The following is a 24046-nucleotide window of genomic DNA, read 5'->3' as shown; positions in this document are numbered from 1 at the left end:
CTGCTCTGATGTCGTTGTTGGGCTGCGGAATGGCGGGGCAGGGCGGCCGTTTCGGGGCCGCCCCGGATCGTCGGGTCAGGCCGCGGCGCGGCGGCGCTGTTCGTTGATCTGGTTGTCCAGACCGTCAATCAGGGCGGTCAGGTGGATGTCGAAGCTGATCTCGGCAAAGGGACCGTTCAGGCCGTTGGCATGAATGCTGTCCTCGTCCGTGCGCTCGACGACATGGGGCACCAGGCCATCGCGGGTGGCATAGGCAAAGTCGTCGTCGATCAGCGGATCACCCTCGATGTTGATCTGGGTGGTCAGCTTGCGGTGTCCGTCACCGCTGACGAAGAAATGGATATGGGCCGGGCGCTGACCATGGCGGCCAAGGGCCGTCAGCAGCTTTTCGGTCGGGCTGCCGGGCGGCACGCCATAGCCCGAGGGCAGGATGCTCTGGAACCTGTAGCGGCCCTGGTCGTCGGTGATGATCGTGCGGCGCATGTTGAAGGGCGCCTGCTTGCCGGTCGGGTCGAAATGCGAATAAAAGCCGCGCGTGTCGCAGTGCCAGACCTCGACCTTGGCGCCGGGCAGGGGCCTGCCGGTCGCGTCGTGGACTGTGCCATGCATGATCAGCGTGTGGCCATCGGTGTCGGTGCCGTCGTCCAGGCGGGCAAAGCCCACCGATTCCGGGGCGCCGGCCACATAGAGCGGGCCTTCGATGGTGCGCGGGGTCGGGTTCTCGATCCCCAGGTCGGCGTCGATGGCGTCCAGACGCTCGTCCAGGAAATGATCGATCCCCAGGCCGGGCGAGACCAGGCCGGCCTGACCGGCGGCGCCCAGGTCGTTCAGCCAGGCAACGCCCATCCAGTATTCGTCGGGGGTGATGTTCAGGTCGTCGATGGCGCGGAACAGGTCGGACATCAGGCGGTGCGTGATCTCTTTCATGCGCGGGTTGCCATCGCCATTGTTCAGGCCGCTCAGTTCGCGCAGGAATGCCTGCACATCGGGGCGGTCGAAGATCTTGACGGTCATGGGTTTTTCTCCTCCTGGATTCATAGGGAAACTGGGTCGGACCGGCTCCCCCGCCGGTCCGGGGGTCGGATCACCTGTCGTCGTCGCGGATGGCCGACGGATGGCGCAGCAGCGGCGTTACCTTGATGTCCATGAAGGGAAACAAGGGCAGGCCCGACAGGATGTCGTGCAGTTCGGCGTTGTCGCGGACGTCGAAGATGCTGACGTTGGCATAGTGCCCTGCGATCCGCCAAATGTGGCGCCACGTGCCCTGGCGCTGCAAATCCTGCGAATAGGTCTTTTCGCGTGCCAGGATCTCGGCCCGGTCATCGGCGGACAGGTCGCGGGGGATATTCACATCCATGGTGACATGAAACAGCATGGTCATTCCTTTCCGGGCAGGCTGATCGTCCTGCGGATGCCGTCGCGGGCGAAGAAGGCCACCCGGTCGTCATCCAGCGTCACGCCAAGGCCGGGACCGGCGGGGACGATCAGTTCAAAGTCGCGGTAGTCCAGCGGCGTTTGCAGGATGTCCTCGGTCAGCAGCAGCGGGCCGAACAGTTCGGTGCCCCATTGCAGGTTGGCGAAGGTGGCAAAGGCATGGGCCGAGATCACCGTGCCCACCGCGCCTTCCAGCATGGTGCCGCCGTAAAGCCCGATCCCCGCCGCATCGGCGATGGCCGCGACGCGTAGCGCGTTGAAGGCGCCGCCGCTTTGTTCCAGCTTGACGGCAAAGACATCGGCGCCTTGCACGCGGGCCAGGTCAAAGGCGCTTTCCGGGCCGGTCAGCGATTCGTCGGCCATCAGCGCCACGGGGAAACGGCGCACCAGCCGCGTCAGGGCCGCGGCAGAGGCCACGGGCTGTTCCACCAGTTCGCAGCCCGCATCGGCCAGGGCGGCCATGCCGAAGGCCGCCTCCCCTTCGGACCAGGCCATGTTCACGTCCACCCGCACCGCGCCCCGGTCGCCGAGCGCCGTCTTGATGCGGGCAACATGGGCGATGTCGTCGCGGATGGCGCGGGCACCGATCTTCAGCTTGAAGATATTGTGCCGGCGCAGATCCAGCATCCGTTCCGCCTCGGCGATGTCGCGGTCGGTGTCGCCCGAGGCCAGCGTCCAGGCCACCGGCAGCCGGTCGCGGCGGCGTCCGCCCAGCAGTTCGCTGACCGGCAGGCCCAGACGTTTGCCATGGGCGTCCAGCAGCGCGCATTCCACGGCGGATTTGGCAAAGCGGTTGTCCTTGACCATCCTGCCCAGTCGCGCCATCAGCGCCTGCACACGCGTCGCGTCCTGACCGACCATCACCGGGGCGAACCAGGTGTCGATGTTGACCTTCATGCTTTCAGGGCTTTCCCCGCCATAGGCGAGGCCGCCGATGGTGGTGCCCTCGCCGATGCCGGTGATGCCGTCGCTGCAATGCACGCGCACCAGCATCAGCACCTGGCCGTTCATGGTGGCGACCGACAGCTTGTGCGGCCGGATCGTCGGCAGATCCAGGATCACCGTGTCCACCCCGGTGACGACGGGGCTGGCGGTGTCGGTATGGGGGCGGGGGGCGAAGGACTGGTTCATGTCGGAAAGATGACATCGGCATGGGTCTTTCGTCCAACACCGTTTCCATGTATTAATATACCGGAAAGGTATTGTGCTGGACATCCGGGTCAGAAGCCGCAGCCGGAATTTCAGGAAATGCAGGCCGCGACAAGGCGGGTCGGTGGCTTGAAAGGGGTAACGGGTATGGATCTGCGGCAGTTGCGCTATTTCGTGGCGGTGGCGCGGGAACGGAACTTCACCCGGGCGGCGGAACAGCTCCACATCGCGCAGCCCCCCCTTAGCCGTCAGATCCAGTTGCTCGAGGAGGAACTGGGCGTCGCCCTGTTTCTGCGGAAAACCCGGCCGATCCGCCTGACCGATGCGGGCCGCCTGTTGTATGAACAATCGTTGCAGGTTCTGGGCCGCGTGGATCAGATGAAGGATGCCACACGGCGCGTGGGACAGAACCGCAACCAGCTTCTGTCCATCGGTTTTGTCGCCTCGACCCTTTACGGGGGGTTGCCGACGCTTGTGCGCAAGTTGCGCCAGAACGCGCCGGATCTGGATATCCAGTTGCTGGAGATGCTGTCGATCCAGCAGATCCCCGCGCTGAAGGAAGGGCGGATCGACATGGGCTTCGGGCGTCTGAAACATATCGATGCGGGGATCGTCAGCACCGTCCTGCGCGAAGAACGGCTGGTGGTCGCCCTGCCGCCGGACGTGCCCCTGGCCAGGGATGCGATGCCCCTGCCTCTGGAGGCCCTGGCCAGGCAGAAGCTGATCGTCTATCCCAAAGAGCCGCGGCCCAGCTATGCGGACCATGTCCTGCACCTGCTGCACGAGGCCGAGGCGCGGCCCGGCGACGTGCTGGAGGTCCGCGAGATCCAGACCGCCCTGGGGCTTGTGGCCGCGCAGTCGGGGATTTGCATCATTCCGTCGTCGGCGCGGCAGATGCGGTCGGACCTGAGTTATCGGGTGATCGACAGTCCGGGGGCGACATCGCCGGTGATCCTGTATCACCGTTCGGGCGACACCTCTCGGTACCTGGATCTGGTCAAAAGGCTGATCCGCGACATGTATGCCGAAAATCCGCCCTGGCTCATGACGAACAACATTCATCCGGTCGAGGAAGGGTGACGCAAATCTGACATTTCGCTGACGCAAGCCTTCCGTCAGGCGGGGATGGCTCGGGGCATGGTGGCGCCACCCCTGGAATCGAAGGTTCGGCCCGCCATGACCCATTTTTCCGCCTTCTCGCTGCTGAAACAGGCGCTCAACGGCCACAAGGGCTGGCGCGAACAGTGGCCGGACAGCCAGCCCAGGGCCGAATACGACGTGGTGATCGTGGGTGCGGGCGGGCACGGCCTGGGCGCGGCCTACTATCTGGCGAAAGAACACGGCATCACCAATGTCGCGGTGATCGACAAGGGCTGGCTGGGCGGCGGCAACACGGGGCGCAACACCACCATCATCCGGTCGAACTATCTCTATGACGAAAGCGCCAAGCTCTATGACCACGCGCTGGATCTGTGGGACGACCTGTCCCGGGATCTGAACTACAACGTCATGTATTCCAAACGCGGCGTGATGATGCTGGCGCACAATGTCCATGACGTGCAGTCCTTTCAGCGTCACGTTCATTCGAACCGGCTGAACGGCGTGGACAACCGCTGGCTGACCGCGGCCGAAGCCAAGGAATTCTGCCCGCCGCTGAACATCAGCCTCGATGCCCGCTATCCGGTGATGGGCGCGGCCTTGCAGATGCGGGCGGGCACGGCGCGCCATGACGCGGTGGCCTGGGGCTATGCCCGCGCGGCGGCAGCCCGGGGCGTGGACATCATCCAGAACTGCGCGGTCACCGCGATCCGGCGCGGGCCGGACGGGGCGGTGATCGGCGTCGAGACCGCCAAGGGCTTCATCCGCGCGAAAAAGGTCGCGGTCTCGGCGGCGGGCAACACCAGCGTGGTGATGGACAGCGCCGGGCTGCGGATGCCGCTGGAAAGCTTTCCGCTTCAGGCGCTTGTCAGCGAGCCGGTCAAGCCGATCTTTCCCTGCGTCGTCATGTCGAACACCGTCCACGCCTATATCAGCCAGTCCGACAAGGGCGAACTGGTGATCGGATCGGGCACCGACCAGTACACCAGCTATAGCCAGCGCGGCGGTCTGCCGCTGATCGAACACACCGTGGCCGCCATCTGCGAGGTGTTTCCGATCTTCACCCGGATGCGGATGCTGCGCAAATGGGGGGGCATCGTCGATGTGACGCCCGACCGCAGCGCCATCCTGGGCAAGACGCCGATCAAGGGGCTGTATGTCAACTGCGGCTGGGGCACCGGCGGCTTCAAGGCCACGCCGGGGGCCGCGCATCTGCTGGCCTGGACCGTCGCCAAAGACGAGCCGCACCCGCTGAACGCGCCCTTCACGCTGGAACGCTTTGCCACCGGCCGGCTGATCGACGAAGCCGCCGCCGCCGCCGTCGCGCACTGATCTGCGCGCATTGAGGAACCCGCCATGCTGCTGATCCACTGCCCCTATTGCGACGACACCCTGCCCGAGCTGGAATTCACCTATGCCGGAGAGGCGCATATCGCCCGGCCCGCCGACCCGTCCGCGCTGTCGGACGCGGAATGGCGCGACTTCCTGTTCATCCGCACCAACGCGCGCGGCCCGCATTACGAACGCTGGCGCCATGTCGGCTGCGGGCGGTTCTTCAACGCCCTGCGCGACACGGTCAGCGACCGGTTCCTGATGACCTACAAGGCGGGCGAGGCAAGGCCCGACCTGAACAACCCCACCCTGACCCGGGAGGCCGCCGAATGAGCCGCTATCGCATCCCCGGCAAGGGCCGCGTCGATCATGGCGCGCCCGTGTCGTTCACCTTCGACGCCAAGATCTATGCGGGACTGCGCGGCGATACGGTCGCATCCGCCCTGCTGGCCAACGGCGTTCACCTGATGGGCCGCTCCTTCAAGTATCACCGTCCGCGCGGTGCGGTCACGGCAGGGTCCGAGGAACCGAACGCGCTGATCGGCACCAGCCGCGGCAAGGGGCGGTTCGAACCCAACACCCGCGCCACCGTGCAGGAGCTGCGCGCCGGACTGGTCGCCGAAAGCCAGAACAAGTGGCCCTCGCTGTCCTTCGATCTGGGCGCGATCAACGACCGGGCCTATATGCTGTTCTCGGCCGGGTTCTACTACAAGACCTTCATGTGGCCGAAGTCGTTCTGGGACAAGGTGTATGAACCCGTGATCCGGGGCGCTGCCGGCCTGGGCAAGTCGCCGACCGAACCCGATCCCGACCATTATGCCAGCCGCTATCTGCACACCGACGTTCTGATCGTGGGCGCCGGTCCTGCAGGCATCGCCGCCGCCATGGCGGCCGCGCAATCGGGCGCAGACGTGACGCTGGTGGACGAGAACCCCGAGATGGGCGGATCGCTGCTGTCCGATCCCGCCGTGCAGATCGACGGCAAGTCCGCCTGGGACTGGATCGACGCGCAACTGGGCCGCCTGCGCGCGGCGGGGGTGCGGCTGATGACCCGGACCACCGCCATCGGCTATTACCATCAGAACATGGTGGGACTGTGCCAGCGGCTGACCGACCACCTGGACAGCCCGCCCAAGGGCGCGCCGCGCGAACGCCTGTGGCGGGTCCGTGCCCGGCAGGTGGTTCTGGCCCAAGGCGCTTTGGAAAAGCCGCTGGTGTTCGACGGCAACGACCGTCCGGGCGTGATGCTGGCCGGCGCCGCGCAAACCTATCTGCACAAGTATGGCGTCCGGGTGGGCGACACCCCGGCGGTCGTCACCAGCCATGACAGCGCCTATCACGCCGCCTTCGATCTGGCCGACAACGGCGCCCGCGTCGCGGCGATCATCGACACCCGCGATGAGGTGCGCCCCGACCTGTTGGATGGCGCCCGCAGCCGGGGGATCGAGGTGCTGGCGGGCCACACCGTCACCACCACGACAGGCCGTCTGCGCGTGAAATCCGTCCGCGCTGCCGCCGTCCGGGGCGGCACCGTCGGCGGGGGCCGGACCGTTCCCTGCGACTGCCTGCTGATGTGCGGCGGCTGGACGCCCTCGCTGCACCTGTTTTCCCATACCAGGGGATCGCTGGTCTGGGACGGGGGCGGCCAGACCTTCCTGCCCGACCGCAAGACCGAGGAGGTGGAGATCGCGGGCGCCGGGCGCGGGCTGTGGGGCTATGACCCGGTGCTGGCCGATGGCGCGGCGGCGGGTCTGCGCGCGCTTGAAGGGCTGGGTCGCGTGGGCCACCCGGCGGGATTCCATGTCACGAACGACCGCCCCGGCACGGGCACCAGCCATGCCGAGCTGCCGACCGACGGCAATCCGGGCAAGGCGCGCGCCTTTGTCGACTTCCAGAACGACGTGACCGCCAAGGACATCCGCCTGGCCGTGCGCGAGGGGATGCGGTCGATCGAGCATGTCAAGCGCTATACCACCAACGGCATGGCGACCGACCAGGGCAAGATGTCCAACATCAACGGGCTGATGATCGCCGCCGACGCGCTTGGCAAGGCGCCCCCGCAGGTGGGCCTGACCACCTTCCGCCCGCCCTATACGCCGACCAGCTTCGGCGCCTTCTGCGGATACCTGCGCGGCGAGACCTTCCAGCCGACCCGCAAGACCCCCATCGACCCCTGGGCCGAGGCGAACGGCGCGGTGTTCGAACCCGTCGCGCAATGGCTCCGGGCCTGGTATTTCCCGAAACCGGGCGAGGACATGCACGAAGCCGTCTTGCGCGAATGCAAGGCGACACGGGCATCCCTGGGCATCTTCGACGCATCCACCCTGGGCAAGATCGAGGTCGCGGGGCCGGATGCGGTCGAATTCATGAACCGCCTGTACACCAATCCCTGGACCAAGCTTCAACCGGGCCGCTGCCGCTATGGCCTGCTCTTGGGCGAGGACGGCTTCATCCGCGACGACGGGGTGATCGGACGGCTGTCCCCCGACCTGTTCCACGTCACCACGACGACCGGCGGCGCCGCCCGCGTGCTGACGATGATGGAGGATTACCTGCAAACCGAATGGCCGGATCTGGACGTCTGGCTGACCTCGACCACCGAACAATGGGCCACGGTCGCGCTGAACGGGCCGAACGCTTTGAGGATGCTGCAACCGCTGGTCCAGGGGGTGGACTGGAACGATTTCCCGCACATGTCCTGCGCCGACTGCACCGTCGCCGGCCTGCCCGCGCGCCTGTTCCGCCTGTCCTTCACCGGCGAGATCGGCTTCGAGGTGAACGTGCCCGCCCGCCACGGCCTGACGCTGTGGACGGCGCTGATGGAGGCCGGCAGGCCCTATGACATCTGCCCCTACGGCACCGAGACGATGCATGTGCTGCGGGCCGAGAAGGGCTATATCATCGTGGGCCAGGACACCGACGGCACCGTGACGCCTGCGGACGCGGGCCTGGATTGGGCCATCGGCAAGGCCAAAGCGGATTTTGTCGGCAAGCGGTCCCTGTCGCGTCCCGACATCGTCGCCAAGGGCCGCAAGCAACTGGTCGGCCTGCTGACCGAGGACGGCAGCCTGCTGCAGGAAGGCGCGCAGATCGTGCTGGATCCGGACCAACAGACGCCCATGAAGATGGTGGGTCACGTCACCTCGTCCTATCATTCGACCATGGGCCATCCCATCGCCATGGCGGTGATCGAGGGCGGGTTCGACCGGATGGGCGAGACGGTGTTCGTCCCGATGCCGGACGGGGTGCGCAAGGCCAAGATCACCTCGACCGTGTTCTACGATCCCGACAACACGCGGCTGAAGGCATAAGGAGAGACGGCGATGACCTATGAAAAGCATCAATTCCATGCCTCGCCCATCCTGATCGAGGAAATCGCCCCCGGCTTGCGCCTGTCCCTGCGGGTCAAGCCCGCCCATCGCGCGACGCTGGCCCGGGCGATGGGCCTTGACCTGCCGTCCCGCGTGGGCGCACGCGCCGCCGCCCATGGCGCCGAGGCGCTGTGCCTGGGTCCCGACGAATGGCTGATCACCGCGCCCGAAGGCGCCGGGCTGCCAAAGGCCGCCCGCGCGGTTTATTCGGATGCGCCGCACAGCCTTGTGGACATCAGCGACCGGGAAATCACCCTGCGCCTGTCCGGCCCGGCGGCGGTGGACGCGCTGACGACCTGCTGTCCGCGCGATGTCGCGGCCATGGCGGTCGGCACGGCGGCCCGGACTGTCTTCGACAGCGCCACCGTGATAGTGTGGCGCGACGGCCCGGCCGAATTCCGCATGGATGTCTGGCGCAGCTTCGCCCCCCATGTGCGGGCGCTGCTGGCCCAGGTGGAAACCGAATTCCATGCAGGTCTGTGACCGATCCCGAGGGAGATGAAGAATGCTTGACGCCAAGACCCCCACCCTGACGGACGATGCCGTCGCCGCCGCCATCGGGCGCGAACTGGCGCGCCAGCAGGACCAGATCGAACTCATCGCGTCCGAAAACATCGTCAGCCGCGACGTGCTGATCGCGCAAGGCTCGGTGCTGACGAACAAATATGCCGAAGGGTATCCCGGCAAACGCTATTACGGCGGCTGCGAGTTCGTGGACGAGATCGAGGAGATCGCCATCGACCGGCTGAAGCGGCTGTTCGGCGCCGGTCATGCCAATGTCCAGCCGCATTCCGGCGCACAGGCCAACCAGGCGGTGTTCCTGGCGCTGCTGTCGCCCGGCGACCGGATCATGGGCCTGTCGCTGGCCCATGGCGGGCACCTGACGCACGGATCGCCGGTGACCATGTCGGGCAAGTGGTTCGACGTCGTCTCCTATGAGGTCGAGCCCGACACCCATCTGGTCGACATGGACAAGGTGCGCGCCAAGGCCCTGGAAACCCGGCCCAAGCTGATCGTGGCGGGCGCATCCGCCTATCCGCGCCAGATCGACTTTGCCGCCTTCCGGGCCATCGCCGACGAGGTGGGGGCCTTTCTGATGGTGGACATGGCTCATTACGCGGGGCTGATCGCCGGCGGGCATTACCCCAACCCGGTGCCGCACGCCCATGTCGTCACCTCGACCACGCACAAGACGCTGCGCGGCCCGCGCGGCGGCGTGATCCTGACCAATGACGAGGGGCTGGCGAAAAAGCTGAATTCGGCGGTGTTTCCCGGCAACCAGGGCGGCCCGCTGATGCATGTGATTGCCGCCAAGGCCGTGGCCTTCGGCGAGGCGCTGCAACCCTCCTTTGCCGATTATGGCGCCTGCGTCATCGCCAATGCCCGCGCCCTGGCCGATGCACTGGCCAAGGGCGGCGTGGGCATCGTGTCGGGCGGCACCGACTGCCACATGGTGCTGTGCGACCTGCGGCCGCTGGGCGTGACCGGCAAGGCGGCGGAAATCGCCCTGGAACGCGCGGGCCTGACCTGCAACAAGAACGCCATTCCGTTCGACCCGGAAAAGCCCTTTGTCACCTCCGGCATCCGGCTGGGCAGTTCGGCGGGAACCACCCGCGGTTTCGCCGAGGCCGAGTTCCGCCAGATCGGCGCCATAATCCTGCGGGTGCTGCGCGCGCTTGGCCAGAACCCCGGTGGCGATGCGGCGATCGAGGCCGAGATACGTGCCGAAGTCCTTGCGATCTGCAACCGCTTCCCGATCTATCGGGACTGACACGAGAGCGTCGGTCCTGCATCGTCATGGACAGCGCGCCGCCGCCTCGGCCTGTGCGGGCGGCGGTCAGGACATCAAGGCGCTTGCCGATGCCTCGTCGGTGATCAGCCCGGACAAAAGACCGCTGTTCAATACGGCGCGGATTGCGGCGGTCTTTTCGGGTCCGCCCGCGATCGCCACGATCCGGTGATCGCCCCCGGCCAGTTCCACCGACAGCGTTCGCGCGCTGAGCGTGGTATCCAGCAGGTTTCCGGCGGCGTCGAAGAAATGGCCCATCATCTCGGCCACGCCGCCCGCTTTGCTGATCTCGGCGATCTCGCGCGCCTCGATCATGCCGGACGCTACCAGTTGCGCGCCCATATCCGCCGTTCCCATGCCCACGAATTTCAGGCTGGCGCTGTTCGACAGGTCGAAAATCTCGCGCACGCCGGGCTGGTCCAGCAGCACCGCACGGTCGGCCTCGCTGTTGGCGAAAAAGGGCACCGGCAGGACAAAGGCCTGCGCGCCGGTCTTGCGGGCCAGGCTGTGCATCACGTCATGGGGGTTTGCCGCGTAATGACGGGTCAGGCCGCCCAGGACCGATACGAACCGGACCGCCCCGGCGTCGATGCGCGGCAGTTGCTGGACCACGGCGGCCAGCGTGCGGCCGTGGCCCAGGCCGATCACCCGGTCCTCGCCCCGCGCGATGATCCGTCGCAGAAAGGCGGCGCCAGCCAGCCCCAGGGCGCGCAGGGGGATCCCGTCTTCGCCCAGATCGGGGGCGACCTCGCAGAAGTCCAGGCCGAAACGCTCGCAAAGCCGGTGTTCCAGCGCTGCGCATTCGACGATCTCGCCGTCGATGGACACCTTGACCATCCCTTCGGCCACGGCACGGGCGATCAGGCGATGCGCCTTGACGCCCGGCAGGCCCAGCCGCTTGGCCACCGCCGCCTGCGTCAGCCCGCCCGCATAGTGCAGCCAGGCCGCGCGGATCGCCAGGCTGTGTTCGGGGTCGGTCCCGCCATGCCGCGCCATCAGCCCGCATCCTCCATGATCCGGCGCAGCGTGCCGGGGGTCAGCGCCGCCGGATTGGCCTTCATCGAGGAGGAGGCCGCCGCCGTCTCGGCCGCGACGGCCTGCGCCTCGGGGGCGACACCCAGGGCAGACAGCGCCGGCAGGCCCGCATCGTGGGACCAGTCGGCAAGCGCCCGCGCGGCCTCGGGCATCGAGGCGAGAGGCGCGTCAAAGGCCGCGCCGATCCAGCGGGCGACCTGATCCAGCCGCTCCACGGCCTCGGGGTCGGTCGCGGCGCGGCGGTTCGCCATCAGCACATGCGGCAACAGCACCCCGCAGATCGCGCCATGCGGCGCCCCGGTCAGCCCGCCAAGGGGGCCGGCAAGCCCGTGGACCGCCCCAAGACCCGCATTGGCAAGGGCCAGCCCCCCGCACAGCGATACCCAGGCCATGTCGTCGCGCGCGTCAGGGTCTTCGCCCTCCATCAACCGCCGGATCGCCGACAGGCCGCGCGGGATCGCGTCGCGGCACAGCGCGTCGGTCAACGGATTGGCGCGGGTGCAGACATAGGGTTCGATCACCTGCGTGATCGCATCCAGGCCCGAGGCCAGCGTCACCCCGCGCGGGCAGTCGTCGGTCAGCGCAGGATCGACGATGGCCAGACGCGGCAGCATTCGCGTATCGCGCAGGCTGACCTTGCGGCGGTGTTCAGGCACGCCGATCACGGCGTTGCGCGTGACCTCGGCCCCGGTGCCCGCCGTGGTGGGGATCGCGACGACGGGCAGGGGCGGGTGGTCCAGCGGCAGGCCCCGTCCCACGACCTCGAGATGGTCCCTGATCGGGCGGGTGGCGGGAACAAGCGCGGCGATCGCCTTGCCCGCGTCGATCACCGCGCCGCCGCCAAGGGCCACGACGACCTGGGCGCCTGCTGCCGCATCCCGCCCATCCTCGATCAGCGCGGTGTCGGGTTCGCGGGGAACGGAAAAGCCCGTGACTGCGCAGCCTTGCCGGGCAAGGGCATCGGCCAGCCAGACCGCCCGCCCCGCGTCGCGCCCGTAAACCAGCAGCACCTGCTGTCCCAGCCCGGCCACCCGCGCCGCCGCCGCCGATGACTGACCCCTGCCGAACAGGACCCCGGTCGCGGTGGCAAAGGCAAAGGGCGCGATCATGTCAAACCCGCAAATCGCTCGCGCCGCTGTCGATATGCGGCGCCCAGAAACCCACGCTTTCGGCGATCTGGGCGATCACCTGACGGTCGTTCGGCTCGCGCTCCTTGAAGGACAGCTCCAGGCAGATTTCGTTGTCCACGGCGCCCCCTTCGGCAAGGGCGGCCAGCAGAGGTTCGGGCTGGACGCGGCCCTTGGCGTTGAATTCGGCGGTAAAGGGGCGGTGGCCCGACTTGTCCATCATCGACTGCTTGATGTGGATGATCGGGCTGACCCGGGGCACCGCGCGCGCCCAGGCATAGGGGTCGGTGTCGTCGGGATCGGGGCTGGTCACGTCGCCGTGGTCGATGTCGGCCATCATCCACATCGGGATCGCCATGCCGGCCGCCGTCAGCCGGTCCTGAAGGGCCATGCAGGCGGCGATGGTTTCGCCGAACTCGCGGCCCACGCTCATCGGTTCCCAGAAGACATGGGACAGTCCCGCGGCCTTGGCATGCTCCGCGACCTCGGCCCAGCAATCGATGGCGGTCTGGATCAGATCCTCGCGCCGCTGCGGATCGTCAAAGTCCCGATAGGTGAAGATCGCGAATTGCGTGCCCACCGACGTGCCGCCCAGATCGCCGATGATGTCGGCAAAGGTCTTGAACCAGTCCACATAGTATCGCCGCACGTCGCGGTCGGGGTGGCCGAAATGGTTGAGGCGACCATAGGGGCCGGTCATGCCGCTGGTGACACGCACGCCGGTTCGGTCCAATGCCGCGCCCATGGCCCGCGTCAGCCGGCGGATCACCGGGGCGGGCCAGCCGGGGTTGATGAACTCATGCGTCAGTTGCAGGTCGCGGATGCGCAGGTCGCGCGCGACCGTGTCGATCAGATCATCGGGTTCGGCGAAGCGGTTGACCAGCGGGTTGGTGTTCAGCGACAGCGTCAGGGCCATGGCGGTCACGCGGCCCGCGCCAGATCCGACCCGGCGAACCAGTCGGCGAAGGCGTCCTGTTCGGCGGGGGTCAGGTGCAGGTAATGCTTGGTGCGCCGCGTCAGGATGTCGTCGGGCGTCTGCGCCCATTCGCGGGCCACCAGATAACGGGCCTCGGCTTCATAGAGCGTGCCGCCGAAATGCCGGCCAAGGCCCGCCATGCCCATTGCGCCGGCGACCACGTCCTTGGTCCGCGCGCCGTAAAGACGGGCGTAATGCACCACCAGCGGGCGGGGCATCCAGGGATGCAATTCGCGCAGCAGGTTCAGGAAGGATTCGAAGTCCGCATTGGCGATCTCGCCTCCGGGCAGGGGGGCCTCGGCCGTCCAGTCCGGTCCCATCGCCGGAAAGATGTCCCGCAGCCGGTGCATCCCGCGTTCGGCCAGTTCGCGAAAGGTGGTGATCTTGCCGCCGAAGACGTTCAGCAGCGGGGCGCCCCCGGTCGTGTCCAGGTCAAACACGTAATCGCGCGTCACCGCCGAAGGGTTGCCCTTGCCGTCGTCGAACAGCGGCCGGACGCCCGAAAAGGACTGCAATACGTCCGTCCGGCGCAGCTTTTCCTTGAAATAGCGGTTCACGGCGGCCAGCAGATAGTCGATCTCGTCGTCCGAGATCGCCACGTCCTCGGCCCGGTCGTCCCAGGGAATGTCGGTCGTGCCGATCAGCGCCTTGTCGCCTTCGTAGGGGTTGATGAAGATCACCCGCCTGTCGTGGTTCTGCACCAGATAGGCTTGGCTGCCCGACCACCACTTCGGGACGATGATGTGGCTGCCCTTGACCAGCCGGACGTTGCGGCTGGAATTGGCGCCCGCGACGTTGTTGATGACCTGCGACACCCAGGGTCCGGCGCAGTTAACAAGGCAACGGGCGCGAAAGGTGCGAACCTCGCCCGTGACCTGATTGCGGGTCTGGACGGTCCAGGCGCCGTCCGCGCGCCGGGCCGAGACGCAGGGGCTGCGGGTCAGGACCGTGGCGCCCTTTTCGGCGGCGCCGACGGCGTTCAGCACCACCAGCCGGGCGTCATCGACCCAGCAGTCGCTGTATTCGAAGCCCTTGTGATACCGGTCCAGCAGCGGCGCGCCCTCGGGGTCGCGGCGCAGATCCAGCGTGCGTGTGCCCGGCAGCTTGTTGCGCCCGCCCAGATGGTCGTACAGGAACAGGCCCAGACGGACCAGCCAGGCGGGGCGGTCGTCGGGCGAATGGGGCAGCACGAAGCGCATCGGCCAGATGATGTGCGGGGCCGCGGCCAGCAGCACCTCGCGTTCGATCAGCGCCTCGCGCACCAGGCGGAATTCATGATATTCCAGATAGCGCAGCCCGCCATGGACCAGCTTGCCCGACCGGGACGAGGTGCCCTGCGCCAGGTCGTCCTTTTCGCACAGAACGACCTTCAGCCCCCGCCCGGCGGCGTCGCGGGCCACCCCCGCGCCGTTGATGCCGCCGCCGATGACGAACAGGTCGATCATGTCGTTATCCGGGGTCATGAGGGGTTCCTTTCAGGGATCGGGCCGCCGCCAGGGAATCCCAGGCAGGCGGCAGGGCCTGCCTGGATGCCGAGAATGCGCTGAACAACGCGTCATAGGCCGTAACAAGCGCCGGGTCGGGTGGCTCGGCATGGCCGAGCAGGGGGGTGACCCATTCCGCGATGCAGGACGCCATGTCGGGATAGGCGCCGATGGCGACGGCGGCCATCATCGCGGCGCCGGCCGCCCCGGCCTCGTCGCGGTCGGACACGCGGACGGGGGCGTTCAGGCTGGCCGACAGGATGCCGCGCAACCCGCGCGACCGGGCGGCACCGCCCGTCAGCCGCAGTTCGGACGGCAGCGGACCCATGGCGGCATAGCAATCGCGCATGGCCATGCCCAAGCCCTCGGCCACGGCGCGGATCAGGTCGGGATAGCGGTGGCCCGCCGACAGGCCCACAAAGCCCGCGCGGGCGTCGGCATCGACGAAGGGTCCGCGTTCGCCCGCGTCCGAGATATAGGGGTGATAGACGATCTGGCCGGGCCGGGACTGCGCCAGCCAGGGTTCGATCCGGCCCATCAGGTCGCGGGGGGTCGCGGCATGGCCCATGTCGGTCATCAGCCCGGCCGCCAGCCCCAGAACCCAGTCCAGGTTCAGCGTCGCGGCCATGTTGGTCTGGACCTGCGTGACGATGCCGGGGATCGGCAGGCAGATGACATAGCCCGTGCCCTCGGGGTTCAGATGCACGTCCTGCGCGCGGACGGCGCGCAGGTGGACGCCCGTCGATCCCACGGTCGAACAGGCCACGTCGCCCGCCGCCCCATCATGGACGCCCGCGCCAAGCGCGGTCATCACCATGTCCACATAGCCCAGGCAGACCGGCGTTCCGGCCAGCAGGCCCGTCTGGCGCGCGGCGTCGGCGGTCAGAGGATGCGTGACCTGGGTGCCGTCGATGATGGGCGGCAGCAGGTCGCGGCGATGGGTCAGGCCAAGCGCGTCGATCACCGCGTCGTCGTATCGGCGGGTGCGGAAATTGCCAAAGGTGAAGCTGGCCTCGGACGGGTCGGTGGCGCGCACCCCGGTCAGGTTCAGATACAGCCAGTCCTTGCAATGCAGCGCCACCTGCGCGGCATCCAGGAATTCGGGGTGATGCGCATCCATATGGGCCATCTGCGCGCCCTGCTGGCATGTGTTCAGCCCTGTCCCCGTCGCCTCGAACCGTGCGCGGTTGGCGGGTCCGGCCGCCAGCCGCGCCACCGTCGGTGCCGCGCGGGCGTCCAGCCACAGCCAGGCATCGCCCACCGGACCATCGCGCCCCACCAGCCAGGTCCCGTCCCCCTGGGCCGTCACCGACAGGGCCGCCGTCCGCCGGGCCAGTCCCTCGATCTGCCCGCCCAGGCCCCGCAGCGCCGCCGCGCAATCGTCCCATGTCCGGGGCAGGGATTGAATGGCCGATCCGTCGGGCCCGGCACTGTAACGGTTGGGCACGGCAAAGAGACCGACCTGATGCCCGCGCAGGTCGAAGGCCACAGCCTTGATCACCGACGTTCCCGCGTCGATTCCGATCAGGATGTCACGCCCCGGCATGGACACTGCCACCCTGCACGGGATTGAATGACCCGGCCTGCATTCCCATTCCCCCTGCCGCAGGCATCCCAACACGTCCTGCGCCGTTTGATGTGTCATACACGATCCTGCCCGATGCCGGAATGCATTTTTTTGCAGACATAGAAATTAATTTCAGATACTCTCTGCGCAGTATGCCCTGCAGGCGGGCTGAACTCGCCTCGACCATGACGAAGGGTCGGGGATGGGCGGCAAGGGCAAGGGGGGGGATGATGGTCATGTCGGTGGCAGAAAGCGCGGCTGTGCCGCATCCGATCCCGCCCGCGACTGGCGGGCCGGGCTGCTGGCCTTGCCCGCGGGGGCCAAGGCCATGATCCGGGACGGTGTTTCCGTGGCGCCGCGCGCGCCGGGCCGGCGCAGGCTGGTTGCCGGGCTTGCCGTTGCCGTTGTTGTTCTGGGGGCCATCGCGCTGGATACCACCGTGGTCCCCATCGGGTCCGAGGCAGATGTCCGGGTGCAGGCCTTTTCGCCCGACGCCTATGGCCAGGCCGAATTCCCGCGCATCCAGGCCCTTGTCCGGGAAAGGGCGGTGGACGCCCCGACGCTGGGCCAGGCCGTGCTGGCCGACAAGGATGCGGCGGCCGAAACCTATGGCACGCCCTCCTCGACCGGGGCCATTCTCTTCGTTCGGGTCACGGGCGTGGCTGGCGAGCCGCGCGCCGGCGTCTATCCCCTTGCGGTCGAGGGGATGCCGGGGGACATCGCCGTCCGGGTCCAGACCGGCCCGGCGATCAACGGCACCGATCTGCGCGACGCGCCGGGCGACATCGCCTTTGGCGCCTTCAAGAACCAGATCGAATACCAGGACGCGGGATCGGGCATCAACCGCGCCATGAAGGCCGCCGTGCTGGACGGCATCGACACCGCCAACCTGACCGGCAAGTCCGTCACCGTCACCGGCGCGTTTCGCCTGATCAACCCCAAGAACTGGATGATCACCCCGGTCGAGGTCGCGGTCCAATGACCCGCCGGACGCACGACATGCCGGACGCGCGCACGGTGGTTCTGGCCGCGCGCAACGTCGCCAAGTCCTATGGGAACGTCCATGCGCTGAAGGGCGTGAACTTCGACATCCATCGCGGCCAGGTCACGACCCTGTTCGGCGAGAACGGCGCGGGCAAATCGACGCTGATGAAGATCCTGTCGGGCGTGATCCAGCCCACCACCGGCCAGATCATCCTGGACGGTCAGCCGGTCGGCTTTGCCGATGCCAACGAGGCGCGCGACCGGGGCATTTCCATCATCCATCAGGAACTGTCGCTGGCCCCGAACCTGTCGGTGCGCGACAACATCTTCATGGGACGCGAACTGCGCGGCCCCCTGGGCGTGGACTTCGCCGAGGAGGAACGCCAGACCCGACGCCTGATGGAGGAGCTGGAGGAGGACATCGACCCCCTGATCCCGGTCGAGGAACTGCGCCTGGGACAGCAGCAGATCGTCGAAATCGCCCGCGCCCTGTCGGTGGACAGCCGCATCCTGATCATGGACGAACCGACCAGTGCCCTGTCGGCCAGCGAGGTCGAGGTGCTGTTCAAGGTGATCCGCGACCTGACCGCCAAGGGCGTCAGCATCGTCTATATCTCGCACCACCTGGAAGAAGCGCTGACCATCACCGATCACGCGGTGGTGCTGCGCGACGGCACCATGACCGCCTATGCGCCGCGTGCCGACATCGACCTGGACTGGATCGTGCGCAACATGGTGGGCGAGAACTACGACCTGGGCAGCCCGCCCGACAGCGACAAGCGCGCGGTCGCCCTGTCGATCCGCAACCTGTCGGTGCCGGACGCGACCGGCAAGGATCTGGTGCAGGGCCTGTCGCTGGACGTGCGCGCGGGCGAAATCGTCTGTATCTATGGCCTGATGGGCGCGGGGCGCACCGAACTGCTGGAAACCTGCGCGGGACGGCTGCGCGCCACGGGCGGCGAAATCGTATTGGACGGCCACGAAATATCCCACCTGTCCATCGGCGACCGCATTGCGCGGGGTCTGGCGCTTGTTCCCGAGGACCGGCAGCGCGACGGGCTGGTGCAGTCCATGTCGGTCGGGCAGAACCTGTCGCTGGCCTCGATCGGCACCTTCACGCGCGGGCTGTTCACCAGCCCCCGCGACGAGCGCAAGCTGGTCGAGGACACGATCCGAAAGGTGACCGTGAAAACCTCGGGCGGCGGCGCGCCCATCGGGTCGCTGTCGGGCGGCAACCAGCAGAAGGTCGTGATCGGCAAGATGCTGGCCACGAACCCCCGCGTCATCCTGCTGGACGAGCCGTCCCGCGGCATCGACATCGGGGCCAAGGCCGAGGTGTTCCGCCTGCTGGCCGAGGGCGCGCGTCAGGGCCTGGCGGTCATCTATTCCACGTCCGAGGTCGGCGAATGCCTGTCCATCGCCCATCGGATCGTCGTCATGCACAAGGGCCGGATTTCGGCCGAATTCGATTCGGCCGTCACCAAGGAAAAGATCATGGCCGCCTCGGGCGAGTCCGTGGCGGCCTGACGGGCCAGTGAACGAGGAAACAGGAATGTCAGCCACCACCACCGCGCCCCGGCAAAACGGCTTCAGCCTTGGCCGCCTGCTGCTGGAAGGCCGCGCCTTTTTCGCGCTGATCGCCATCATCGCCGTCTTTTCGGTGCTGTCGCCGAACTACTTTACCCTGTCCAACTTCCTGATCATGGCGTCGCAGGTGGCGATCTACGGGATCCTGTCGGTGGGCATGCTGCTGGTGATCCTGAACGGCGGCATCGACCTGTCGGTCGGATCCATCCTGGCGCTCTGCGGGGTCTGCGCGGGGGCGATGATGCAGGGGATCGAACTGCCCTGGGCGGGGGTGATCCTGTATCCGCCCGTCTGGGCCGTGGTGGTGCTGACGGTTGCCGTCGGCGCCCTGGTGGGCGCGCTGAACGGGGTGCTGGTCGCGTTCTTCAAGGTGCCGCCCTTTGTCGCCACGCTGGGCGTCATGTATGTCGCGCGCGGGGTCGCCCTGCTGATGACGAACGGGCTGACCTACAACAACCTGCGCGGACAGGAAGCCCTGGGCAACACGGGCTTCAACTGGCTGGGGTTCAACCGGATCGGCGGCGTTCCGATCAGCGTGATCGTGCTGGCCGTGGTGGCGATCCTGACCGGGCTGATGCTGTCGCGCTCGGCCTTTGGCCGCTGGCTTTACGCCTCGGGCGGCAACGAACGGGCGGCGGAACTCTCGGGCGTGCCGGTGCGCCGGGTCAAGATCACCGTCTATACCATCTCGGGGGCGCTTGCGGCGGTGGCGGGGCTGGTGCTGGCCTCGCAACTGACCTCGGCGGGGCCGACGGCGGGCACCACCTATGAACTGACCGCCATCGCGGCGGTGGTGATCGGCGGCGCGGCCCTGACCGGCGGGCGCGGCGGCGTGCGCGGCACGATGCTGGGCGCCTTCGTCATCGGGTTCCTGTCGGCGGGCCTGGTCATCATCGGCGTCAGTTCCTACTGGCAGACGGTGTTCACCGGCGCGGTGATCGTGCTGGCCGTGCTGATGAACTCGATCCAGTACGGGCGCGGCGGGCGCAAGTCCTGACGGCCCCAGTCTTTCCGTCCGGGCCGGGGGTCCGGGCGGCAATCCTGCCCGATCGCGGCAGTCCAATCACCCAAGGGAGAGAGAATCCATGTTCACCATGACCCGCCGCGCGCTGCTGGCCGCCGCCGTCGCCATGCCGATGATGGCCGCCGGGGCGCAGGCCGAGGGGCTGATGACGATCATCGTCAACGACCCGGCCAACCCCTACTGGTTCACCGAAGGCGAAGTCGCCAAGGCCACCGCCGAGGAGATGGGCTATACCGCCAACGTGGCCGCGCATCGCGGCGACACCAATACCGAAAGCACCCTGATCGACACGGCGATCACCAACCAGTCGGTCGCCATCATCCTGGACCCGGCCAATGCCGACGGCTCGGTCGGCGCGGTGCAAAAGGCGGTGGATGCGGGCATTCCGGTGATCCTGGTCAATGCCGAGATCAACCAGGAAGGCCTGGCCAAGGCACAGCTTGTGTCGAACAACGCCCAGGGCGCGGCGCTTGGCGCGCAGGCCTGGGTCGAGGCCATGGGCACCGAAGGCGGCAAGTTCGTCGAACTGTTCGGAGCGCCGTCCGACAACAACGCCCAGACCCGGTCCAACGGCTTCGAGACGGTGCTGAGCCAGTATCCCGAATTCGAAAAGGTCGGGCAGGAGGTTGCCAACTGGGACCGCACCCAGGGTTACCAGAAGATGCAGTCCTTGTTGCAGGCCAATCCCGACGTGACCGGCGTGATCTCGGGCAATGACGAGATGGCCCTGGGCGCCATCGCCGCCCTCAAGGAGGCGGGGCGCCTGGACGGCATGGTCGTCGGCGGCTTTGACGGGTCGCCCGATGCGGTCGAGGCGGTCAAGGCCGGCGAGATGGCCTATACCGTGTTGCAGCCCGTGGCCGTCTTTGCCGCCGAGGCGGTGCGCCAGGCCGACAACGTCATCAAGACCGGCGAAACCGGGGCGGATGCGGAAAAGCAACTGTTCGATTGCGTGCTCGTCAACGCCGAGAACGTGGACCGGATGACGGCTCCCTTCGTCCTGGGCGAATAGGACCATCCGGCGTATCGCTGAAAAGGGCGCGGTCCTCTGCGCCCTTTTTTCGTCCTTTCCCCGCCGGGCCGGTTTGCGCCCGGGCTGATGCAGGCTTCGGGGCGGCGCGTCAGTTCGCGCAGGCCTCGATCGCTGCCAGATCCGGGCCGTTCGGGCTGCGGCCCAGGTTGAAAGGGGCCGAGGCTTCGCGCCAGGTGCCGTAGTTTTCCAGATAACGGAGCTGGCTTGCATAGACCTTGGCCGCCGTCGGGTTCTCGCAGGCGACCTCCTGGATAGTCTGGTTGGCAAGCTGCTGGATCTGCTCAAGCGCGGCGTCGTCCATGCGGGTGATCTCGGTCCCCGCTTCCTGGAACTGGGCATAGGCCTCGGTCGCGCGGCGTTCGGTGAATGACAGGCTCCACAGCATCGTGGCATCGGCGGCAACGCGCAGGCGCTGCTGGGTGTCCTCGTCCAGGGCGTCCCAGGACGCCTTGTTGATCATCACGCCAAAGACCGACGATGACTGGTGCCAGCCGGGCGTGGACCAGTATTTCGTGACCTGCTGGAAGCCCCCCGAGAAATCGACATTGGGGGTAGAGAACTCAGCCCCGTCCACGACGCCGCGTTCCAGCGACTGATAGATCTCGCCGCCCGCCATGCTGACCTGGCTGCCGCCCAGCTTTTCCAGCAACCGCCCCTGTTCCAGGCCGGACAGGCGCAGGCGCATCCCCTGCAGATCCTCGATCGTGCTGATCGGCTTGTCGACGGTGCGGAATCCGGATTCGTTGTTGGTCACGCCATAGGGCAGATAGACCATGCCGAATTTCCCATAGACCTCGTCATACAGCTCCTGCCCGCCCCATTCGCGGATCCAGTTGATGTAATCGACGGCGTTAAACAGGCTGGAGGTCGTGGCCAGCGGCGAGAACGCGGCGTCGCGCCCGGCCCAGTATCCGGGCCAGTCCGCGCCCGCCTGCACCGTGCCGCTTTCGACCGCCCCGAAAACCTCGCCCGCAGGAACCAGGCTGCCGCCCTCGAAGAACTCGATGGTCAGCACCTCGTCGTCGACCAGGGCGTTCACGGTCTCGACCCATTTCCGGTCGATCTCGATCAGTTCAAGGCTGGATGGCCAGACCGAGGTCATGGTCCAGTTCTCGGCCAATGCCGGCGCGGCGCCCAGGGTCAATGCCAGAACGGCAGGGGTGGAAAAGGCTTTCATGGGTTCCTCCTTGATGAAAAAGCGCGGTGCGGGCCTCAGCCGCCGTAAAGGGTTTGCGGCAGCCACGTGACCAGGGCCGGAAAGGCGATGATCAGGCCGCACATCACGATGATCAGCCCGATAAAGGGCATCACGCCCCCGATGATCTGCCCGGTGGTGACATGGGGCGGCGATATGGCCCGCATATAGAACAGCGCATAGCCGAAGGGCGGCGACAGAAAGCTGGTCTGCAACACCACGGCCATCAGCACCACGAACCACAGCGGGTCGATCCCCATCTCGCCCACCAGCGGCAGGAAGATCGGGAACGACAGCAGCACGATGCCCGTCCAGTCGAGAAACATTCCCAGCACGAACACCACCACAAGCATCAGCAGCACCAGCGTATAGGGATCGTCGGCGATGCCGCGCATCAGGTCCTGGCTGGCGCGCAGCCCGCCGGTGATGTTGAAGACCCCGGTAAAGGCCGTGGCGCCGACCACGATGAACAGGATCATGGCGCTTGTGCGCCCGGTTTCCAGAAGCGCCGAATAAAAGGTCGCCCATTGGAAACGGCCGCGCGCGATCACGATCACCAGAGCGAGGGCCGCGCCGATGGCACTGGCCTCGGTCGCGGTGGCGATCCCTGCCAGCAGCGATCCCAGGATGCCCAGGATCAGCACCAGCGGCGGCACCGCCTCGGCCATCAGCATCCGCCACATGGCGCCGCGGCTGATCTGTTCCTCGTCCCGCACCGGGGGCGCCCAGTCGGGTTTCAGCCAGGCGATCAGGGCCACATAGATGGCATACATCACCCCCAGCAGCACCCCCGGCAGCATGGCGCCCGCGAACAACTGGCCCACCGACAGGCCCGGCGCATAAGAGGCCATCAGGATCAGCATGATCGACGGCGGGATCAGGATGCCCAGGCAGCCCGAGGCGGCGATCAGTCCGGTGGCCATGCGCGGATCGTATCCGTATTGCAGCATCGGGCGCAGGGCCATCATCCCCATCACCGTGATCGAGGCGCCGATGATCCCCGTGGTCGCCGCCAGCAGGATCGAGATGAATACGACCGCCAGCCCCAGGCCCCCGGTGACGCGGGCCATCAGGTGGCGCAGCGCCTCGAACATGCGGTCGGTCACGCCGCTGTCCGACAGGAACCGGGCCATCAGCACGAACAGCGGAATGGCGATCAGGACATAGTTGTCCAGAACGTCGCCGAAGATCCGGTTGATGACGATGCCCAGCACCATCGGCTTGCCGGCGATCACGGCGCCCAGGACGGCGGTACCGCCCAGGACAAAGGCCAGCGGGTGCCCCATGAACAGGCCCAGCAGCAGCAGGCCCGCCATGATCAGGCCGATCGTTTCACCGGACATCCATCGGCTCCAGATTTTCAAGGTGGTCGGTCTTGTCCAGCAACAGCTTCAGCACCTCGCTGATGCCCTGGATCAGCAGCAGCACGGCGGCCGCGAACATCGCCATCTTCAGCGGATAGACGGGCAGTTGCACCGCGCCATAGGTGACTTCGCCCTGGTTCCACGAGGTCATGGCAAAGTCCCATGAGCGCCGGGCGAAGATCCAGGCAAAGGGAAAGAAGAAGATCAGATAGCCGAGGATTTCGGTCCAGCGGCGCATGGTATGGCCCATCCGCGCGGTCAGCAGGTCTACCCGCACATGAGCCTGGTGGCGCAGCGCGTATCCGCCCAGCATGATGAAGTAGAATCCGTAAAGCTGCTTGGTCACGTCGAATGACCAGCGGGTCGGCTGCCCCAGGAAATAGCGCATCGTCACGTCATAGATGATGATCCCGGCAAAGACGATGGCGGCGACCGACACGATTCGGCCGACGATCTCGTTGATGGCGTCGATCAGGCGGATGATCGGCAAGGTGGTT

21 protein-coding genes are annotated in these 24046 nt (G+C 67.1%); 10 read left to right on the top strand and 11 right to left on the bottom strand.

All coding sequences use genetic code 11. From position 1 onward, the window contains the following. Window positions 1–75: 75 nt before the first annotated feature. The 3 genes from catA to EYE42_RS11550 form a co-directional block, all read right to left on the bottom strand. A complete protein-coding gene (gene catA, locus EYE42_RS11560) occupies window positions 76–1014 on the bottom strand; it encodes a catechol 1,2-dioxygenase (protein WP_130991486.1) in 939 nt (312 codons plus the stop codon). A 70-nt stretch (window positions 1015–1084) separates the two neighbouring features. Then, entirely contained in the window at window positions 1085–1375 is a 291-nt protein-coding gene (catC, locus tag EYE42_RS11555; RefSeq protein ID WP_130991485.1) for a muconolactone Delta-isomerase, read from the bottom strand. Between the two features lie 2 nt (window positions 1376–1377). Beyond that, window positions 1378–2565, bottom strand: a complete 1188-nt coding sequence (locus EYE42_RS11550; protein ID WP_130991484.1) for a muconate/chloromuconate family cycloisomerase — start codon at window positions 2563–2565, stop codon at window positions 1378–1380. A 165-nt stretch (window positions 2566–2730) separates the two neighbouring features. Here EYE42_RS11550 and EYE42_RS11545 point away from each other — a divergent pair, with 165 nt between their 5' ends. The 6 genes from EYE42_RS11545 to glyA all read left to right on the top strand — a co-directional run bounded on the left by EYE42_RS11545 (window position 2731) and on the right by glyA (window position 10155). Beyond that, window positions 2731–3663, top strand: a complete 933-nt coding sequence (locus tag EYE42_RS11545) for a LysR family transcriptional regulator (protein WP_130991483.1) — start codon at window positions 2731–2733, stop codon at window positions 3661–3663. Between the two features lie 96 nt (window positions 3664–3759). After that, window positions 3760–5013, top strand: coding sequence for a sarcosine oxidase subunit beta family protein (locus EYE42_RS11540; RefSeq protein ID WP_130991482.1), 1254 nt, complete (start codon window positions 3760–3762; stop codon window positions 5011–5013). Between the two features lie 24 nt (window positions 5014–5037). Then, window positions 5038–5346, top strand: a complete 309-nt coding sequence (locus tag EYE42_RS11535) for a sarcosine oxidase subunit delta (RefSeq protein WP_130991481.1) — start codon at window positions 5038–5040, stop codon at window positions 5344–5346. Next, a complete protein-coding gene (locus EYE42_RS11530) occupies window positions 5343–8324 on the top strand; it encodes a sarcosine oxidase subunit alpha (protein ID WP_130991480.1) in 2982 nt (993 codons plus the stop codon). The genes EYE42_RS11535 and EYE42_RS11530 overlap by 4 nt, the downstream gene beginning before the upstream one ends. Before the next feature lie 12 nt (window positions 8325–8336). After that, window positions 8337–8867 (top strand): sarcosine oxidase subunit gamma, encoded by a 531-nt coding sequence (locus tag EYE42_RS11525; RefSeq protein WP_130991479.1) that lies wholly within the window; start codon window positions 8337–8339, stop codon window positions 8865–8867. Window positions 8868–8889: 22 nt separating this feature from the next. Next, window positions 8890–10155, top strand: a complete 1266-nt coding sequence (gene glyA, locus EYE42_RS11520; protein WP_130991478.1) for a serine hydroxymethyltransferase — start codon at window positions 8890–8892, stop codon at window positions 10153–10155. Between the two features lie 66 nt (window positions 10156–10221). On the opposite strand, the gene EYE42_RS11515 is transcribed toward glyA, so the two are convergent. Genes EYE42_RS11515 through EYE42_RS11495 form a run of 5 tightly spaced genes read right to left on the bottom strand, consistent with a single transcriptional unit; the run spans window position 10222 to window position 16341 of the window. After that, on the bottom strand, window positions 10222–11169 hold the full coding sequence (locus EYE42_RS11515; RefSeq protein WP_130991477.1) for a sugar-binding transcriptional regulator: 948 nt from the start codon (window positions 11167–11169) through the stop codon (window positions 10222–10224). Next, entirely contained in the window at window positions 11169–12314 is a 1146-nt protein-coding gene (locus tag EYE42_RS11510; protein ID WP_425466567.1) for an iron-containing alcohol dehydrogenase, read from the bottom strand. Before EYE42_RS11510 ends, EYE42_RS11515 begins: the two co-directional genes overlap by 1 nt. Window positions 12315–12318: 4 nt before the next feature. Next, on the bottom strand, window positions 12319–13251 hold the full coding sequence (locus EYE42_RS11505) for a sugar phosphate isomerase/epimerase family protein (RefSeq protein WP_130991543.1): 933 nt from the start codon (window positions 13249–13251) through the stop codon (window positions 12319–12321). A 5-nt stretch (window positions 13252–13256) separates the two neighbouring features. Then, a complete protein-coding gene (locus tag EYE42_RS11500; RefSeq protein ID WP_130991475.1) occupies window positions 13257–14774 on the bottom strand; it encodes a glycerol-3-phosphate dehydrogenase in 1518 nt (505 codons plus the stop codon). Then, a complete protein-coding gene (locus EYE42_RS11495) occupies window positions 14761–16341 on the bottom strand; it encodes an FGGY-family carbohydrate kinase (RefSeq protein WP_130991474.1) in 1581 nt (526 codons plus the stop codon). The genes EYE42_RS11500 and EYE42_RS11495 overlap by 14 nt, the downstream gene beginning before the upstream one ends. A 223-nt stretch (window positions 16342–16564) precedes the next feature. Between EYE42_RS11495 and EYE42_RS11490 the strand changes: the two genes are divergently transcribed. The 4 genes from EYE42_RS11490 (at window position 16565) to EYE42_RS11475 (ending at window position 20969) form a co-directional block, all read left to right on the top strand. Then, complete coding sequence (locus EYE42_RS11490) at window positions 16565–17344, top strand: DUF2291 family protein (protein WP_246020755.1); 780 nt, start codon at window positions 16565–16567, stop codon at window positions 17342–17344. Further along, window positions 17341–18873: a sugar ABC transporter ATP-binding protein gene (locus EYE42_RS11485; protein WP_130991473.1), complete on the top strand. Its 1533-nt coding sequence runs from the start codon at window positions 17341–17343 to the stop codon at window positions 18871–18873. Before EYE42_RS11490 ends, EYE42_RS11485 begins: the two co-directional genes overlap by 4 nt. A gap of 25 nt (window positions 18874–18898) precedes the next feature. Continuing rightward, entirely contained in the window at window positions 18899–19930 is a 1032-nt protein-coding gene (locus EYE42_RS11480; RefSeq protein WP_130991472.1) for an ABC transporter permease, read from the top strand. An 88-nt stretch (window positions 19931–20018) separates the two neighbouring features. Further along, complete coding sequence (locus EYE42_RS11475) at window positions 20019–20969, top strand: D-ribose ABC transporter substrate-binding protein (RefSeq protein WP_130991471.1); 951 nt, start codon at window positions 20019–20021, stop codon at window positions 20967–20969. Between the two features lie 109 nt (window positions 20970–21078). Here EYE42_RS11475 and dctP read toward each other — a convergent pair whose 3' ends face one another. Genes dctP through EYE42_RS11460 form a run of 3 tightly spaced genes read right to left on the bottom strand, consistent with a single transcriptional unit; the run spans window position 21079 to window position 24039 of the window. Next, complete coding sequence (gene dctP, locus EYE42_RS11470; RefSeq protein ID WP_130991470.1) at window positions 21079–22167, bottom strand: TRAP transporter substrate-binding protein DctP; 1089 nt, start codon at window positions 22165–22167, stop codon at window positions 21079–21081. Window positions 22168–22202: 35 nt separating this feature from the next. Next, entirely contained in the window at window positions 22203–23528 is a 1326-nt protein-coding gene (locus EYE42_RS11465) for a TRAP transporter large permease (RefSeq protein WP_170309506.1), read from the bottom strand. After that, window positions 23518–24039 (bottom strand): TRAP transporter small permease subunit, encoded by a 522-nt coding sequence (locus tag EYE42_RS11460; RefSeq protein WP_130991469.1) that lies wholly within the window; start codon window positions 24037–24039, stop codon window positions 23518–23520. The genes EYE42_RS11465 and EYE42_RS11460 overlap by 11 nt, the downstream gene beginning before the upstream one ends. Window positions 24040–24046 lie beyond the last annotated feature (7 nt).

The organism is Paracoccus subflavus (assembly GCF_004310345.1).
Taxonomy (GTDB): Bacteria; Pseudomonadota; Alphaproteobacteria; order Rhodobacterales; family Rhodobacteraceae; genus Paracoccus; species Paracoccus subflavus.
This window is presented reverse-complemented; position numbering and strand designations above follow the sequence as displayed.

Bases quoted from the DNA above. Each gene is read 5' to 3' on its own strand.
- catA (WP_130991486.1), bottom strand. From the start codon at position 1,014: ATGACCGTCAAGATCTTCGACCGCCCCGATGTGCAGGCATTCCTGCGC.
- catC (WP_130991485.1), bottom strand. From the start codon at position 1,375: ATGCTGTTTCATGTCACCATGGATGTGAATATCCCCCGCGACCTGTCC.
- EYE42_RS11550 (WP_130991484.1), bottom strand. From the start codon at position 2,565: ATGAACCAGTCCTTCGCCCCCCGCCCCCATACCGACACCGCCAGCCCC.
- EYE42_RS11545 (WP_130991483.1), top strand. From the start codon at position 2,731: ATGGATCTGCGGCAGTTGCGCTATTTCGTGGCGGTGGCGCGGGAACGG.
- EYE42_RS11540 (WP_130991482.1), top strand. From the start codon at position 3,760: ATGACCCATTTTTCCGCCTTCTCGCTGCTGAAACAGGCGCTCAACGGC.
- EYE42_RS11535 (WP_130991481.1), top strand. From the start codon at position 5,038: ATGCTGCTGATCCACTGCCCCTATTGCGACGACACCCTGCCCGAGCTG.
- EYE42_RS11530 (WP_130991480.1), top strand. From the start codon at position 5,343: ATGAGCCGCTATCGCATCCCCGGCAAGGGCCGCGTCGATCATGGCGCG.
- EYE42_RS11525 (WP_130991479.1), top strand. From the start codon at position 8,337: ATGACCTATGAAAAGCATCAATTCCATGCCTCGCCCATCCTGATCGAG.
- glyA (WP_130991478.1), top strand. From the start codon at position 8,890: ATGCTTGACGCCAAGACCCCCACCCTGACGGACGATGCCGTCGCCGCC.
- EYE42_RS11515 (WP_130991477.1), bottom strand. From the start codon at position 11,169: ATGGCGCGGCATGGCGGGACCGACCCCGAACACAGCCTGGCGATCCGC.
- EYE42_RS11505 (WP_130991543.1), bottom strand. From the start codon at position 13,251: ATGGCCCTGACGCTGTCGCTGAACACCAACCCGCTGGTCAACCGCTTC.
- EYE42_RS11500 (WP_130991475.1), bottom strand. From the start codon at position 14,774: ATGACCCCGGATAACGACATGATCGACCTGTTCGTCATCGGCGGCGGC.
- EYE42_RS11495 (WP_130991474.1), bottom strand. From the start codon at position 16,341: ATGCCGGGGCGTGACATCCTGATCGGAATCGACGCGGGAACGTCGGTG.
- EYE42_RS11490 (WP_246020755.1), top strand. From the start codon at position 16,565: ATGGGCGGCAAGGGCAAGGGGGGGGATGATGGTCATGTCGGTGGCAGA.
- EYE42_RS11485 (WP_130991473.1), top strand. From the start codon at position 17,341: ATGACCCGCCGGACGCACGACATGCCGGACGCGCGCACGGTGGTTCTG.
- EYE42_RS11480 (WP_130991472.1), top strand. From the start codon at position 18,899: ATGTCAGCCACCACCACCGCGCCCCGGCAAAACGGCTTCAGCCTTGGC.
- EYE42_RS11475 (WP_130991471.1), top strand. From the start codon at position 20,019: ATGTTCACCATGACCCGCCGCGCGCTGCTGGCCGCCGCCGTCGCCATG.
- dctP (WP_130991470.1), bottom strand. From the start codon at position 22,167: ATGAAAGCCTTTTCCACCCCTGCCGTTCTGGCATTGACCCTGGGCGCC.
- EYE42_RS11465 (WP_170309506.1), bottom strand. From the start codon at position 23,528: ATGTCCGGTGAAACGATCGGCCTGATCATGGCGGGCCTGCTGCTGCTG.